Here is a 14,649-nt window from a genome sequence, read left to right on the forward strand (position 1 = left end):
CGATCATGAGTGAAAATACAAAAATTTCAATTGACAATATGAATCTCCATTACGGAAACTTTCATGCCCTGAAGGGAATCAATATGGAGATCCCGGAAAAAGAGATCACAGCATTTATCGGACCAAGCGGCTGCGGCAAATCCACACTTCTGAAATCCTTAAACCGTATGAACGACCTTGTGGAAGGCTGTTCCATCACAGGAAAGGTAGAGCTTGACGGGGAAGATATTTACGGAGATATGGACGTGAATCTTCTGCGTAAACGTGTGGGAATGGTATTCCAGAAGCCCAATCCGTTCCCGATGAGCATTTATGATAATATTGCATACGGTCCGAGAACACACGGTATCCGTTCCAAGGCAAAGCTGGATGAGATCGTGGAAAAATCTCTCCGTGATGCGGCAATCTGGGATGAGGTCAAGGATCGCCTGAAAAAAAGTGCTCTTGGAATGTCAGGCGGACAGCAGCAGCGTCTCTGCATTGCCCGTGCCCTGGCAGTACAGCCGGAGGTGCTTCTTATGGATGAGCCCACATCTGCCCTGGACCCGATCTCCACTTCCAAGATCGAGGATCTGGCAGTAGAGCTTAAAAAGGATTACACCATTGTCATGGTCACACATAACATGCAGCAGGCAACCCGTATCTCCGACAAGACAGCATTTTTCCTTCTTGGTGAGGTTGTGGAATTTGCGGATACAGACAAGCTGTTCTCCATGCCGGCAGATAAGCGTACAGAGGATTATATTACAGGAAGGTTTGGTTGAGATTATGTCAGAACGTTTTGTAAGACAGCTGGAAGAGCTTCACGTGGAACTGATCACCATGGGAAGTCTCTGCGAAAAAGCAATTTCACTTTCTGCCAAAGCTATTCAGGGTGAAGGCGGGATGACTCTCATTGGCAAGATCTTTGAGACGGAAAAAGAGATCGATGCACAGGAAAAAGAGATTGAAAATCTCTGCATGAAGCTTCTTCTTCATGAGCATCCGGTAGCCGGAGATCTGCGATCCATTTCCGCAGCGCTGAAGATGATCTCCGATATGGAACGCATCGGTGATCAGGCAGCAGATATTGCGGATCTGTCCAAGCATATCGAGGACAAAGCAGTTACCGGAGATATCATTAATATCCGGAAGATGGCAGAGGATACTGTCCGGATGGTTACAGAAAGCATCGATGCCTTTGTAAAGGGTGATCTTGAGCTTTGCAGAAAAGTTATTGACGATGATGATAAGGTGGACGATGCCTTCAATGATATCAAGGAAAAGCTGGCCGAGGTTCTGAATAACGGAAAGCCGGATGCAAGTATCGGTCTGGATATCCTTATGGCTGCAAAATATTTCGAGCGTATCGGTGATCACGCCGTGAATATTGCAGAGTGGGTGGAATATTCCATCACAGGAAACCACAGAAGCGGTTCCAGCCATACAGATAACTATTTTGTTGAGGAATAGAAATAAGTAAGAGCAGATTGGAAAGGGCTGAGCTTTGAGTAAAAAAATATTTAAGTATATCATGCTGGTTTCCTCACTGATCACAGTACTGGGACTGGCATTTGTCGTGGGGATCCTTTATCACTATTTTCAAGGACAGCTGATGGGTGAGCTGAAGAAAGAAGCCGTGTATATTTCCAGAGGTGTGGAAAGTGCCGGGACAGATTATCTGAAGAAGCTGAATGATGAGGATTCCAGGATCACCTATGTGGATGAAAGTGGAAAAGTTATCTACGACAATGAGGCAGATGTGGAAAGCATGGATAATCACGGACACCGCAAGGAGATCCGTGAAGCAGAGATCAACGGAGAAGGTGCAGATGAAAGAATGTCATCAACTCTTTCCGAAAAAACCATGTATTATGCAGTACGCCTTGAAAATGGCAATGTGCTGAGAGTTTCCAGTAACCAGGCTTCTGTATGGATGCTGCTCCTGCAGCTGCTTCCACCTTTTGTTGCAGTTCTGATACTTATGCTGCTCCTGTCCGGCGTATTTGCATCCAGGCTTTCCGGAAAGGTTGTGGAACCTCTTAATGGGCTTGATCTGGAGCATCCTGAGGAGAATGATGCCTATGATGAGGTACAGCCGCTTCTCAGCAAGATCGGCAGACAGAGCCGGCAGATCCGTCTGCAGCTTGAGGCAGCCAGAAGACAGCAGAAGGAATTTTCTATTATCACGGAGAACATGCAGGAGGGACTTCTTGTGATCGACCGTTATACCATGGTACTTTCTGTCAACTCCAGTGTGGGAAAGCTTCTTAAGGTAAAGGAGATCAAAACAGGAGAAAGTGTATATCTTCTGAACCGCTCGGAGGAGTTCCGAGGTGTCGTTGGGCAGGTCCTTGAAGGAAAACATGAGAACAAGATCCTTCGTCTGGGTGGCAGTGAGATTCAGGTGATCGCCAATCCTGTCACAAGAGAAAACAAGACAGAGGGTGCGGTGATCCTTCTGGTGGATGTGACCGAAAAAGTAGAAAGGGAACAGCTGCGAAGAGAATTTTCCGCCAATGTTTCCCATGAACTGAAAACGCCGCTGACTTCCATTTCCGGATTTGCTGAGATCATGCAGGACGGATTTGTGAAGGATGAGGATGTGAAGGTCTTTGCAGGACGCATCTATAAGGAAGCGCAGAGACTGATCCGTCTGGTTGGGGATGTGATCCGCATCTCCCGTCTGGATGAAGGCGGATTGCCGTATCAGTGGGAAAAACTGGATATTTACAGTCTGACTCACGATATTTTTTCTACCTTACATGAAGCTGCTGAAAAGCAGGAAGTGCATATGTATATGGAAGGCGGAAGTACAGTGCTGGATACAGTGCCGACGATCATGGAAGAGGTTCTCTATAATGTCTGCGATAATGCTGTCAAATATAACCGTCGGGGCGGAGAGGTCTTTGTGAGGCTGAAGGATGGCGAGGATGCAGTTCGCGTGAATGTGCGGGATACAGGGATCGGTATTCCGAAGGAAGATCAGGAACGCATTTTTGAACGCTTTTATCGGGTGGACAAAAGCCATTCCAGGGAAATCGGCGGAACCGGTCTTGGCCTTTCCATTGTGAAGCACGGGGTAAAAACTCTGAACGGCAGGCTGTGGCTTAACAGTGAACCGGGACAGGGAACCGAGATCATTATGGAATTTCCGAAACAACATATGGAAAAGGAAGCAGCAGAGTGAACATAGGTCGTGCAGCGATGATGTTCACAGGCATGCAGCAGAGTGGAAGATGAAAGGCCGTTCTGTTGCATGTATCTGCTGTTTTTTATATTATAGTATAGTATATTACTGGTTGGAAGCGGATGGTTTGACAGACCGGAAGGGTTATGCTATCTTATGTAATAATAATCAGAATAAGCAACAGGAAAGCGGATGATAACGGTCCGCTTTCTGTATTATAATTGGTTCGGAATAATTCCGAACGACTATACTGAGGGGAATAAAAATATGATACAGGCAATTGTTTTACTGGTATTCCTGATCTTTCTGAACTCTGTTTTCGCAGGTGCGGAAATGGCGATTCTGTCCATGAATGAAGCAAAGATGAGGGAGCTGGCGGAAGAGGGAGATCACCGGGCGCAGATTTTGATAAAGCTCACAGAACAGCCGGCACATTTTATGACAGCGATCCGTGTAATGGTAACTACAGCAGGATTTCTGCAGAGCGCTTTTGCGGCAGAATATTTTGCACAGCCGATGACAGCAGCACTGATAAGGGCAGGAACAGATGTACCACAGAATGTTCTGAAGATCGTATGCATGATTATTGTGACCATACTGCTTTCCTATGTAAGTCTTCTGTTCGGAGAACTGGTGCCAAGACGTTTGGGAATGAAAAATCCGGATGAGCTGTCTCTGCGTCTGGCAGGACTTCTTAAGATCGCGATGATTGCAGTCTGGCCGGCTACCGCACTTCTGACAGTAACTGCCAATGGTGTGCTGTATCTGATGGGGATCAAACCGGAAGAAAAAGAGGAGCAGGCCACAGAGGAAGAAATCCGTATGCTGCTTACAGAGGGAAATGAACAGGGCAGCATCCAGCAGGAAGAAAGCGAGATGATCCAGAATGTTTTTGACCTGGATGATACTGCGGCAGATGAGATCTGTACACACAGAAGAGATGTGGTTGTCCTCTATATGGAAGACTCCGATGAGGAATGGGAAAGGATCATCAGAGAGAACCGTCACACCTTTTATCCGGTATGCGGGGAAGATCAGGATGATATTATCCATATTCTGGACACCAGAGATTATTTCCGCCTGGATGACAGATCCAGAGAAGCTGTTCTGCAGCATGCCTGTTATTCACCGTTTTTTGTACCGGAATCCATGCGTGCCAACCTGATCTTCCGGGAAATGAGGGAGAAACGGGATTATTTTGCAGTAGTGCTGGATGAATACGGCTGTTTTGTGGGGATCGTCACTCTGCATGATCTTGTGGAAACACTGGTGGGAGATATTGACGACAGGACGGATCTGCCGAAGCCGGATGATATTGAGAAGACAGGAGAACATATCTGGAAAATACAGGGGGGAGCGATCCTGGATGATGTGGCAGAGGCTATAAATGTGGAGCTTCCTGTAGAAAAATATGATACCTTCAGCGGCTTTGTCTGTGGAGTTCTGGAACGTGTACCGGAGGATGGAGAACAGTTCCGATGCAGTTGGAAAAATCTGGATATTGTGGTAAATCAGGTCAGAAACCATACCGTTGTGGAGGGAATCGTTCATATTCAGCCAGAGAAAAAAGTGCAGGAACAGAAAGAAGAAATCTGACAAAACCTTGTTCAGTCAGGCCATGGGACAGTTATCGGGGGGAGGATTTATGGACATTTTCTAACATGTTGTCGCTTGAAAGAGTGTTAATATTGTGACATAATAAGGAAATAACCCGAGGAAAGCTTGTGATGGGGGAGAGAAAATGCCAGGTTTTACAAGACAGATTATACTGCATACACTGACGGAACTTATGAACGAAAAACCATTGTCCAAGATTACGGTAAAGGACATCGTGGAACGCTGTGGAGTAAACAGGAATACATTTTACTACCATTTCAGGGATATTCCGGATGCGGTGGAAGCAATGGTGAAGGAAGAGCTGAATGACATTCTGAAGGATCAGAAAGCACCGGAATCAGTCAGCGACTGTATGGAAATCCTTGTCAATGCAGTTCAGAAGAACAAAAAAGCCATGATACATCTGTACCGCTCGATTCAGAGGGATGTATTTGCCGATTATCTGGATCATGCCACGGAGCGTGTGGTGGAGGAGCTGATCAACAGGGCGGTCGGAGACTTTGAAATGGATCAGGAGGATAGGCATCTTATAAGCCGGTATTATAAATGCGTATTTGTGGGAGTGATCCTGGACTGGCTGCGGCATGATATGGATTATGATATCCTGTCAGATATGCATAAGCTGGAGTATATTTACGAGAAGAGCCTCGAGAGTCAGTACAAAAATCTGAAAGATTAAAAATATCCATTCACCTGTGGAACAGGAATGTCCTCGAATATTATTAAAATATAGAAACAGTTAATTTTGAGCTGGTGTCTGAAATTTAGGCACTGGCTCTTTTTTGTCTGTTTTTTTAAACGACACGGTGATGTATAATTCAGTACAATAAATGAGAAAAAATTATCAAGGAGGGAACGTATGGATGACCTGAAACAGCTGAAGCTTGTAAAAAACATCTACATCGTCATGTCATTACTGTTCTGCGTGCTGGGTATTTTTCTGATGGCAAAGCCCAAAAGCTCTGTAAAAATGCTGTGCGTGCTTATGGGAATCATGCTGATCCTGTACGGAGCTATTAAGATCAGCGGATATTTCACGCGAGATGCTTTTTGTCTGGCATTTCAGTTCGATCTGGCTTTCGGGATCCTGCTGATGGCAGTGGGAGTGATCATGATAGCCAGAAAAAATTTCGCAGTGGATCTTATTTTTTCCGTGTTTGGAATCCTGATCCTGGCAGATGCCCTGTTTAAGATCCAGATGTCTGTAGATGCGAAGAGATTCGGTCTGGCGCTGTGGTGGCAGATCCTGCTGATCGCACTGGTCACCGGAGTAATCGGAGTTCTGGTTTTTATCAGACCATTTGAAGCAGCAGCTACGATGATGGCGTTGGTAGGATTTTCCATTTTACTGGAAGGAATTCTTAACCTATGGGTCGGGATCCTGACGATCAAGATCATCAAGAGTCGGCTTTAAACATAAACATAAAAATAACCAATCACTTTAGATAATAACATAGGAGGAAATAGAGTATGGGAATCGTAGACAAAGCAAAACAGGCAGCGATCGCAGCTACCGTAACAAAAGCACTGGATTATCTTGAGAAGGATCCGGAGACAAACATACCGAAGATCATGGAAATGGTTGATAAAGTAACGCCGGATGGCTGGTATGCAGGACAGAGAAATGCGATCCGTCACTCCATCGAGGCAAAGGACAACTGGTATCAGCTGATCCTTCGTATGTATCAGCTGGATGCAGGCGTACGCCAGACATTCTTCCGCAACTTTATTGTAAATGCCAGTCTTAAGGGAAGCGCAACGCAGGAAAAGGTATCAGAAGAGAATGACTGCAATGTACCGTGGGCAATTCTTCTTGATCCTACCAGCGCATGTAACCTTCATTGCACAGGATGCTGGGCAGCAGAGTATGGCCACAAGCTGAACCTGGATCTTGAGACCATCGATTCTATCGTAAAACAGGGTAAAGAGCTGGGAACCTATATGTACATCTACACAGGCGGTGAGCCACTGGTCCGCAAAAAGGATCTCATTAAGATCTGTGAGATGAATCCGGACTGCGAGTTCCTTTCCTTTACAAACGGAACTCTTATCGACGAAGAATTCTGTCAGGAAATGCTCCGTGTGAAAAACTTCGTTCCGGCTATCAGCCTTGAGGGAACAGAGGCAACTACAGACGGACGTCGTGGAGATGGCGTATATCAGAAGGTTATGCATGCCATGGAGCTTCTGAAGAGTCACGGACTTCCGTTCGGTGTTTCCACATGCTACACATCCGCAAACGTAGATGCAGTAAGCAGTGAGGAATACTTCGATCATCTGATCGAGTGCGGTGCTTATTTTGCATGGTTCTTCCACTATATGCCGGTTGGAAATGATGCGGCAGCAGATCTTCTTCCCACACCGGAGCAGAGAATCAAAATGTATGACAGCGTCCGCAGATTCCGTGCCACAAAATCTCTCTTCACAATGGACTTCCAGAATGATGCAGAGTATGTAGGCGGATGTATCGCAGGTGGCCGTCGTTACCTCCATATCAATGCAAACGGAGACGTGGATCCTTGTGTATTCATTCATTTCTCCAATGCGAACATTAAAGAATGTACACTTCTTGAGGCGCTGAAGAGCCCGATCTTTATGGAGTATCACAAAGGTCAGCCGTTCAACAAGAACATGCTTCGTCCATGTCCGATGCTTGAAAATCCTGAACTTCTCCGCAAGATGGTTGAGCGTGCAGGAGCGAAATCTACAGATCTTCAGTCACCGGAAACAGCGGAGCATCTCTGTGCAAAGTGTGATCACTATGCAGAGGTATGGAAGAAACAGGCCGATGAGCTCTGGAGTGAGAGCCAGGCGAAAAAAGCTGCAAAAAAATCAACAACTTGTTAATTAATACTTGATATAGATGTTGGGATACTGTATAATGAACCCGTTTTTCAGGAGTCTGAAATAACAGTTCAGATAAGAGTGTCGAAAAAGAAGAGACACGATACGTGTACTGACAGATAACAGGGCGGTTATATTCAGCAGTGGGTATAACTGCCTTCTTTTTTATGTTATCGTCAGGACATAGGGAAAGAAAGGATGGATTCATTATGGAAAAACAGGAGAAAAACACAGCCAGCCCTTATGAGCTGGACGGACGCCCGCCTCTTAAGGTGGCAATTCCCCTTGGACTGCAGCACGTGCTTGCCATGTTTGTGGGTAATCTTACCCCGCTTCTGATCATCACAGCTGCCTGCGGGATCGAAGCAGGAGGGGATCTTCAGGTTGCATTACTTCAGAATGCAATGCTGATCGCAGGAATTGTTACACTTGTACAGGTCTTTACGATCGGACCGGTCGGTGGCAAGCTTCCTATCGTTATGGGAACAAGTTCAGGCTTCATCGGCGTATGTCAGAGTGTTGCCGGAGTTATGGGAAATGGTGTCATTGCCTATGGTTCGATCATGGCGGCCTGCTTTATCGGCGGTCTTTTTGAGACTGTTCTGGGAAGCTTTCTGAAGCCCTTAAGAAAATTTTTCCCATCTGTTGTAACAGGTACGGTTGTACTTTCAATCGGTCTTTCACTGATCGGTGTGGGAATCAGCTCTTTTGGTGGCGGAAATTCCGCAAAGGATTACGGTTCTCTTGAAAACCTTTTCGTAGGCTTTGTAGTTCTGATCGTGATCATTGTACTGAAGCATGGAACAAAAGGCTTCACAAGCTTTTCTTCAATCCTCATCGGTATTATCGTGGGATACATTCTGGTAAGTATCATGGCTATGGTACTTCCTACAACATTTACATATGTAGATGACACAGGTGCTGCTGTGGAGGCTACAAAGGCCTGGGTTCTCAACTGGGACAAGGTTGCTCAGGCAAAATGGTTTGCGGTACCGGCACTGATGCCTGTAAAATGGGTATTTGACGCACGTGCGATCGTGCCGATCCTGATCATGTTTATTGTAACTGCAGTTGAAACAGTTGGTGATATTTCCGGAATCACAGAGGGTGGTCTTGGAAGAGAGGCTACAGACAAAGAGCTTTCCGGTGGTGTTATGTGTGACGGACTTGGATCTTCCTTCGCAGCACTGTTCGGTGTGCTTCCGAACACATCCTTCAGCCAGAACGTTGGTCTGGTTGCAATGAATAAGGTTGTAAACCGTTTCTGTATCGCTACAGGAGGAATCTTCCTGATCGCATGCGGACTGTTCCCGAAGCTTGCAGCACTGATCTCCATCATGCCGCAGAGTGTTCTTGGCGGCGCTGCTGTTATGATGTTCTCATCCATTGTTGTCAGCGGTATCCAGTTAATTACCAAGTGGCCGATAGGACCGAGAAATGTTACGATCGTTTCCGTAGCACTTGGTCTTGGTTATGGACTTGGCTCCAATACAGCGATCCTGGTGCATCTGCCACAGGCGATCAGCCTGATCTTCGGCGGTTCCGGTATTGTTCCGGCAGCGGTATTTGCTATTATTCTTAATATTGTTCTTCCGAAGGATGAGAAGAGTGAGATCGAGAGAGCTGAGGAGATGCTGGAGAAGGTAAAGAATAAAGAATAAAAATAGAGTTTTTCTTTTTGGGAGAGACTGTTGGACTTTTGGGGTCTGATGGTCTCTTTTTTTTATGAGGTTTATTTTTTTGAAAAAGGTGATGCTTGGGAAGCAGTGGAAGTTTGCGAGGGGGAAAGCACTCAGAGTTAGCGAAGCCCGCTTTTCCCCCTCGCGCTCCCCCTTTCCGGGCACGCAGTTGTTCGAGGTTGTGGGGATGTGTGGAGTTACTGACAGGGCGATGGATGCTGCGGTATCGGGAGCGAAAGGCTGGGGCGCTGGATGGTTGTGTATAGTTTTGACAGGGTGGGAAAGAGTTTAAGAGGGACGGGAAGGCGGCCCGATTGCGGGCCTGTTCCCTGGTTCTGGGAGGTGGTTGATCAATGTATTGTAGACGTTCAGGCTATGCTGTGGGCCTGTTTCCTGGTTTTGGGAGGGGGTGATTTGATTGGGAATGGAGAAGTAAAGATATAAGTTGAATAGGGAGAGTGAAGCTGTTATAGTAGAGTTATAAAGCAAAAATGGGAAAATATTTTGAGGGAAAAGATGGCTGAAAAGAATAGTAAAGATAATATTTTTGAGATTGAGAAACTGTATTCGGAATCGGGAATATACATAATATATAATAAAAATAAAAAAACTGCTTATATTGGACAAGCTAAAGACATGAAAGAAAGAATGCGTCAGCATTTAGATGCTTTATATTCAAATAAAATAAAGCGAGTATTTGATAATAAAAATTTGTTGCGCGAATTCAACAGTGAAGATAATTACTATTTGTATAGATGCATTGTTAAAGTAGATGAGGCACAATTAGATATTGAGGAAAGTTTATACTTTCAAGCTGCTTTAAGATATTTTGGCAAAGAATCTGTTCATAATAAAGCTGATTTGACAGAGAAGTACAATCCACGGGAAGATGAATTAAATCAGGCTGTAGAACAAATTAAAAGAACTATAATGGAAGAGCTGAAAACGCCTATTATTCAGATTAATAATGAAACAAAAAGGAGAATTAATCAGGATATAATTGGTAAATATGAAAAGGATATCATTTTAGATGCCTGCACAAAACAAGTAAAAAAATGTGAAGAACAAATCGAATTTCAACGAATAAGTATTAAGGATTTATACGAAAAGGGTAAATTGGATCATATTATTGTAGGTAAAATGGGTGATTATATTGGAGAAGATAATAAAGCACAGAGCTTCACAGATATAATCGTGGAGAAGTTAGCCTGTATAACTGATCATAAAAAATGCCTGTGGGCAGCAAATTTACCGAATATTGCTAAGATAAATAATTTTATTGATAAATATGGCTTCGGAGATGAAAAAAGAGTGTATGCCATATTTGCATTGACATCGTCGAAATATAAATCAAAATTCAAATTAAAAAAATATATTCATAAGGATACGGGGCTTTTTGACACTGCTCCGGAAAGGAAAAGAGCTAAAGCACTTATTATTGATAAATTTATGTCTGTAAAAGAAGATTTTGATTTTAGTAAATTTGTTCAAAATTATTATTACCATTCTAAGCCTAGAGAAGATTGGCAAAGTCAGAGAATATTAATGAATGAAGAAATTGGCTCTTTTACACAGTTGCCAGCTAAAATTGTTTCTAAAAAAGAAGCTATTATTAATAATGCTGATTTGCAAAAGGAATTGGAGATTAATAAATTTGATGTACAAGAAATAGATAAATTTAAAAAATCAATTCCAGATGAGAAAGTGGTATTCAGTGATGCTAAAGGTGCTTCATATTTTATAATTGCCGAAGTAATTAAGGCGGATTGGATTTACCCGATAGAAGAATAAATCAATATTTTACAGTGAAATCATATGAGACAGACCTTATCAGAGCTGGCAGTTCAGAAGGAATGTACGATTAGAGACGAGACCGTCGGGAAATATTTCCTGACGGCCTCTTTTGGCAGGGGTTAATAATTGTAGGCTCCCTCATAAGCGTTACACCGTTCCTTCCGGTGACTCTGCTCCACACAGGAACTGCAGCGGTCGCAGAATTCCTGCTCGTAACAGGTAGAACAGACACACCCTTTACAGGCATCTCGGTCATAAGCCGGTGTGCAGGTGAAAGGAAGGGTATCCTTTGCTGTTTCTGTTTTCATAAGATCACGCTCCTTTTTCTTACATTATAATCCTGTAAAAAGAGCGTTTCAACAAAGTTTTTGATTCCTTTTCCGGAATCCTTTTCATAATCCTTTTCAGGGGAACACTCTGGCGTGGGGCAGTTTGCGAGGGGGAAAGCACTCAGAGTTAGCGAAGCCCGCTTTTCCCCCTCGCGCTCCCCTTTTCCGGGCACGCCGCTGTTGGACGATTGTAGAGATCCGTGAATTTGCTGACAGGGTGATGTATGCTACACTATCGGAAGCGAAAACCAGAGCTGAAGAATGACTGCGAATGAAAAAAACAGAGTGGAAGAGTAATCATATACAGCATCTGACAGAAAAAGAAACGAAAAAACGGTCTGCGCAGCAAACCCGTTCCTGAACATCCCAGGGAACAGGCCCGCTGTGCGGGCCGCTTTCCCGTACGCCAAAACAAAAAAATCGGCTCAGCCCAACACTACCAATACAGCAGCATACAGGACCAAGCCGAAAAAATACACACATCTCCACAACGCAGAACAGCGGCGTGGCCAGGAGGGGAAGAGCGCGAGAAGGGGAGACGGCCTTCGCAACTATGAGTGCTTCCCCTTCTCGCAAACTGCCGCACGCCAAAGTGCTCCCCCGAAGGGGAACTCCGCCGCACGCGAGTGCCAGAACATCAGGACAACACAATATCCTGATCCTACCGGGAGGAGCTCCACCGTCCGGAAGCTCCGCAAGGAAGCACCAGCCCACTCTCCGTCACAGGAAGCCCGATTTCCTGAGATTCCACATTACCTTTCCAGGGCTTCAGTTCGGTAGCCAGCATATAAGTCAGCACAGCCGGTGCAAGACCTGTAGTATAGGAATTCACCAGGAAAAACAGCGGATCATCACTGAGGATCTTCGTACAAAGCTTGATCAGCGGATGGATCGCATCCTCGATCTTCCAGATCTCGCCCTTAGGTCCGCGGCCGTAAGAAGGCGGATCCATAATGATCGCATCGTAATGATTACCTCTGCGGATCTCACGCTCTACGAACTTCACGCAGTCATCCACAAGCCAGCGGATCGGCGCACCGGAAAGTCCGGAAGCAGCAGCATTCTCTTTTGCCCAGTTCACCATACCCTTGGAAGCGTCCACGTGAGTAACGGAAGCACCGGCTGCAGCTGCAGCCAGAGTAGCGCCGCCGGTATAGGCAAAAAGATTCAGCACCTTGATCGGGCGTCCTGCATTGCGGATCTTTTCACCGAACCAGTCCCAGTTCACAGCCTGCTCCGGGAAAAGTCCTGTATGCTTGAAGCTGAAAGGCTTCAGATTAAAAGTAAGGTCCTTGTAATGGAGCTCCCACTGATGAGGCAGATCAAAGAACTCCCACTCACCGCCGCCACGGCTGCTTCTGTGATAATGTCCGTTCATATGCTTCCAGCCACGGTTTTTGCGGGGAGTATCCCAGATTACCTGCGGGTCCGGACGAACCAGAAGATAATTTCCCCAGCGCTCCAGCTTTTCTCCTTTTGATGTATCAATAACTTCATATTCTTTCCATCCATCTGCAATCCACATGATGATCAATACCTCTTTCATAATAGTAAATTTATAAGATATATATATCATTTTTATATAGCATTTCCGGAGATCACTGTACCAGATCCGGCCGATCGGGACGTGAATCCATAAAAACGCCATAATAATGTTTTTTCCAGTATAGAGGAAAAATGGATGCTGTGCAAGAGAAGTGCAGGATTTTCCACGAAAGATTTGACAACAGCGCTTTTACATACTAAAATGTACGCAGAGATTTTCTGCTGGGGCATAGGCTTCCCGCTTCCGTGAAACTGTGGCTGTTTTTTGCGGAAGAGATTTTGCAGAGAATTCCTGACAGACAGAAATCGTTAACAGAAGAAACACAGCAACCGCAGATATGAAACTGTACACAAAAAGAGGAGAAGCAAACTTATGAAAAAATATTGTGAGATGAGCAGGGAAGAGCTACTCGATTTAAAGAAAGAACTCGACCGTAAGTTCGACGAGATCAAAGCCGAAGGTCTGGCACTGGATATGTCCCGTGGTAAACCTGCACCGGATCAGCTTGATCTTTCCATGAAAATGATGGAAGTACTTGCAGGGGATGCAGATCTGAAATGTGAGACCGGTGTGGACTGCCGTAACTATGGAGTCATCGACGGAATCCCGGAAGCCAAGAGACTTCTCGGTGAGATGTCAGAGGTAGAGCCTGAGAACATCATCATCTATGGTAACTCAAGTCTGAACGTAATGTTCGATACCATTGCACGTTCCTATTCCCACGGAGTAATGGGAAATACACCATGGTGCAAGCTTGACAAGGTGAAATTCCTCTGTCCTGTACCAGGATACGACCGTCATTTCCGTATCACAGAATTTTTCGGCATTGAGATGATCAACATTCCGATGTCTCCGGAAGGCCCGGATATGGACATGGTTGAGAAATATGTCAATGAAGATCCGGCAGTAAAAGGAATCTGGTGTGTTCCGAAATATTCCAATCCGCAGGGCTACACATATTCCGAAGAAACAGTTAAGCGTTTTGCGCATCTGAAGCCGGCCGCACCGGACTTCCGTATTTACTGGGATAACGCTTACAGCATCCATCATCTCTATGATGACAATCAGGATTTCCTTCTTGAGATTCTTGATGAGTGTGCAAAAGCAGGAAATCCGGACATTGTTTATAAATTTACTTCTACCTCCAAGGTAAGCTTCCCTGGTTCCGGTATCGCAGCAGTTGCTGCATCCAAAGCGAACCTGGATGACTTCCGCAAATACATGACTGTACAGACCATCGGACACGACAAACTGAACCAGCTTCGTCACGTTCGTTTCTTCAAAGATATCAACGGACTGCATGAGCATATGAAGAAACACGCAGACATCCTTCGTCCGAAATTCGAGCTTGTTCTCGCAACACTGGATAAAGAACTTAATGGACTTGGAATCGGTGAGTGGACCAAACCTCACGGCGGATATTTCATTTCCTTTGATTCTATGGAAGGCTGTGCGAAAGCCATCGTTGCCAAAGCAAAAGAAGCAGGCGTTGTTATGACTGGAGCCGGCGCAACCTATCCATATGAAAAGGACCCGAAAGACAGCAATATCCGTATTGCGCCAAGCTACCCAAGCGTTGAGGAACTTGGCAAGGCAGCAGAGGTGTTTGTTCTCTGTGTGAAGCTTGTAAGTGTGGAAAAACTTCTGGAGAAATAAATCGATCACATCAGA

At 45.1% G+C, this 14,649-nt stretch carries 12 protein-coding genes; 10 read left to right on the forward strand and 2 right to left on the reverse strand.

What is annotated here, in order from left to right:
- The first annotated feature begins 5 nt into the window (after positions 1 to 5).
- From pstB to EYS05_RS08380, 9 genes are all read left to right on the forward strand, one after another.
- Positions 6 to 764: a phosphate ABC transporter ATP-binding protein PstB gene (gene pstB, locus EYS05_RS08340; RefSeq protein ID WP_021652472.1), complete on the forward strand. Its 759-nt coding sequence runs from the start codon at positions 6 to 8 to the stop codon at positions 762 to 764.
- 4 nt (positions 765 to 768) lie between these two features.
- Positions 769 to 1,452, forward strand: coding sequence for a phosphate signaling complex protein PhoU (gene phoU, locus EYS05_RS08345; RefSeq protein ID WP_022427023.1), 684 nt, complete (start codon positions 769 to 771; stop codon positions 1,450 to 1,452).
- Positions 1,453 to 1,486: 34 nt separating this feature from the next.
- Positions 1,487 to 3,169, forward strand: coding sequence for a sensor histidine kinase (locus EYS05_RS08350; protein ID WP_330575604.1), 1,683 nt, complete (start codon positions 1,487 to 1,489; stop codon positions 3,167 to 3,169).
- 267 nt (positions 3,170 to 3,436) lie between these two features.
- Complete coding sequence (locus tag EYS05_RS08355) at positions 3,437 to 4,765, forward strand: hemolysin family protein (RefSeq protein WP_227574281.1); 1,329 nt, start codon at positions 3,437 to 3,439, stop codon at positions 4,763 to 4,765.
- Positions 4,766 to 4,910: 145 nt separating this feature from the next.
- The gene (locus EYS05_RS08360) at positions 4,911 to 5,465 is read left to right on the forward strand and encodes a TetR/AcrR family transcriptional regulator C-terminal domain-containing protein (protein WP_118512698.1); all 555 of its coding nucleotides are present in this window, start codon (positions 4,911 to 4,913) and stop codon (positions 5,463 to 5,465) included.
- A 180-nt stretch (positions 5,466 to 5,645) separates the two neighbouring features.
- Positions 5,646 to 6,200: an HdeD family acid-resistance protein gene (locus EYS05_RS08365; protein ID WP_118512697.1), complete on the forward strand. Its 555-nt coding sequence runs from the start codon at positions 5,646 to 5,648 to the stop codon at positions 6,198 to 6,200.
- A gap of 56 nt (positions 6,201 to 6,256) precedes the next feature.
- Complete coding sequence (locus EYS05_RS08370; RefSeq protein ID WP_021652466.1) at positions 6,257 to 7,633, forward strand: radical SAM protein; 1,377 nt, start codon at positions 6,257 to 6,259, stop codon at positions 7,631 to 7,633.
- Between the two features lie 206 nt (positions 7,634 to 7,839).
- A complete protein-coding gene (locus EYS05_RS08375) occupies positions 7,840 to 9,291 on the forward strand; it encodes a uracil-xanthine permease family protein (protein ID WP_138276987.1) in 1,452 nt (483 codons plus the stop codon).
- 534 nt (positions 9,292 to 9,825) lie between these two features.
- Positions 9,826 to 11,100 carry a GIY-YIG nuclease family protein gene (locus EYS05_RS08380; RefSeq protein ID WP_138276988.1) on the forward strand — a complete coding sequence of 425 codons (1,275 nt, stop codon included), beginning with the start codon at positions 9,826 to 9,828 and terminating at the stop codon, positions 11,098 to 11,100.
- 122 nt (positions 11,101 to 11,222) lie between these two features.
- Here the strand turns inward: EYS05_RS08380 and EYS05_RS08385 are convergent, their stop codons facing one another.
- Positions 11,223 to 11,411 (reverse strand): hypothetical protein, encoded by a 189-nt coding sequence (locus EYS05_RS08385; protein WP_138276989.1) that lies wholly within the window; start codon positions 11,409 to 11,411, stop codon positions 11,223 to 11,225.
- A gap of 682 nt (positions 11,412 to 12,093) precedes the next feature.
- Entirely contained in the window at positions 12,094 to 12,957 is an 864-nt protein-coding gene (locus tag EYS05_RS08390; RefSeq protein WP_138276990.1) for a class I SAM-dependent methyltransferase, read from the reverse strand.
- Positions 12,958 to 13,350: 393 nt separating this feature from the next.
- Here EYS05_RS08390 and EYS05_RS08395 point away from each other — a divergent pair, with 393 nt between their 5' ends.
- A complete protein-coding gene (locus tag EYS05_RS08395) occupies positions 13,351 to 14,634 on the forward strand; it encodes an aminotransferase (protein WP_118512694.1) in 1,284 nt (427 codons plus the stop codon).
- Positions 14,635 to 14,649 lie beyond the last annotated feature (15 nt).

Origin of the sequence: Blautia sp. SC05B48, from assembly GCF_005848555.1 — a bacterium.
Classification (GTDB): Bacteria; Bacillota; Clostridia; order Lachnospirales; family Lachnospiraceae; genus Blautia_A.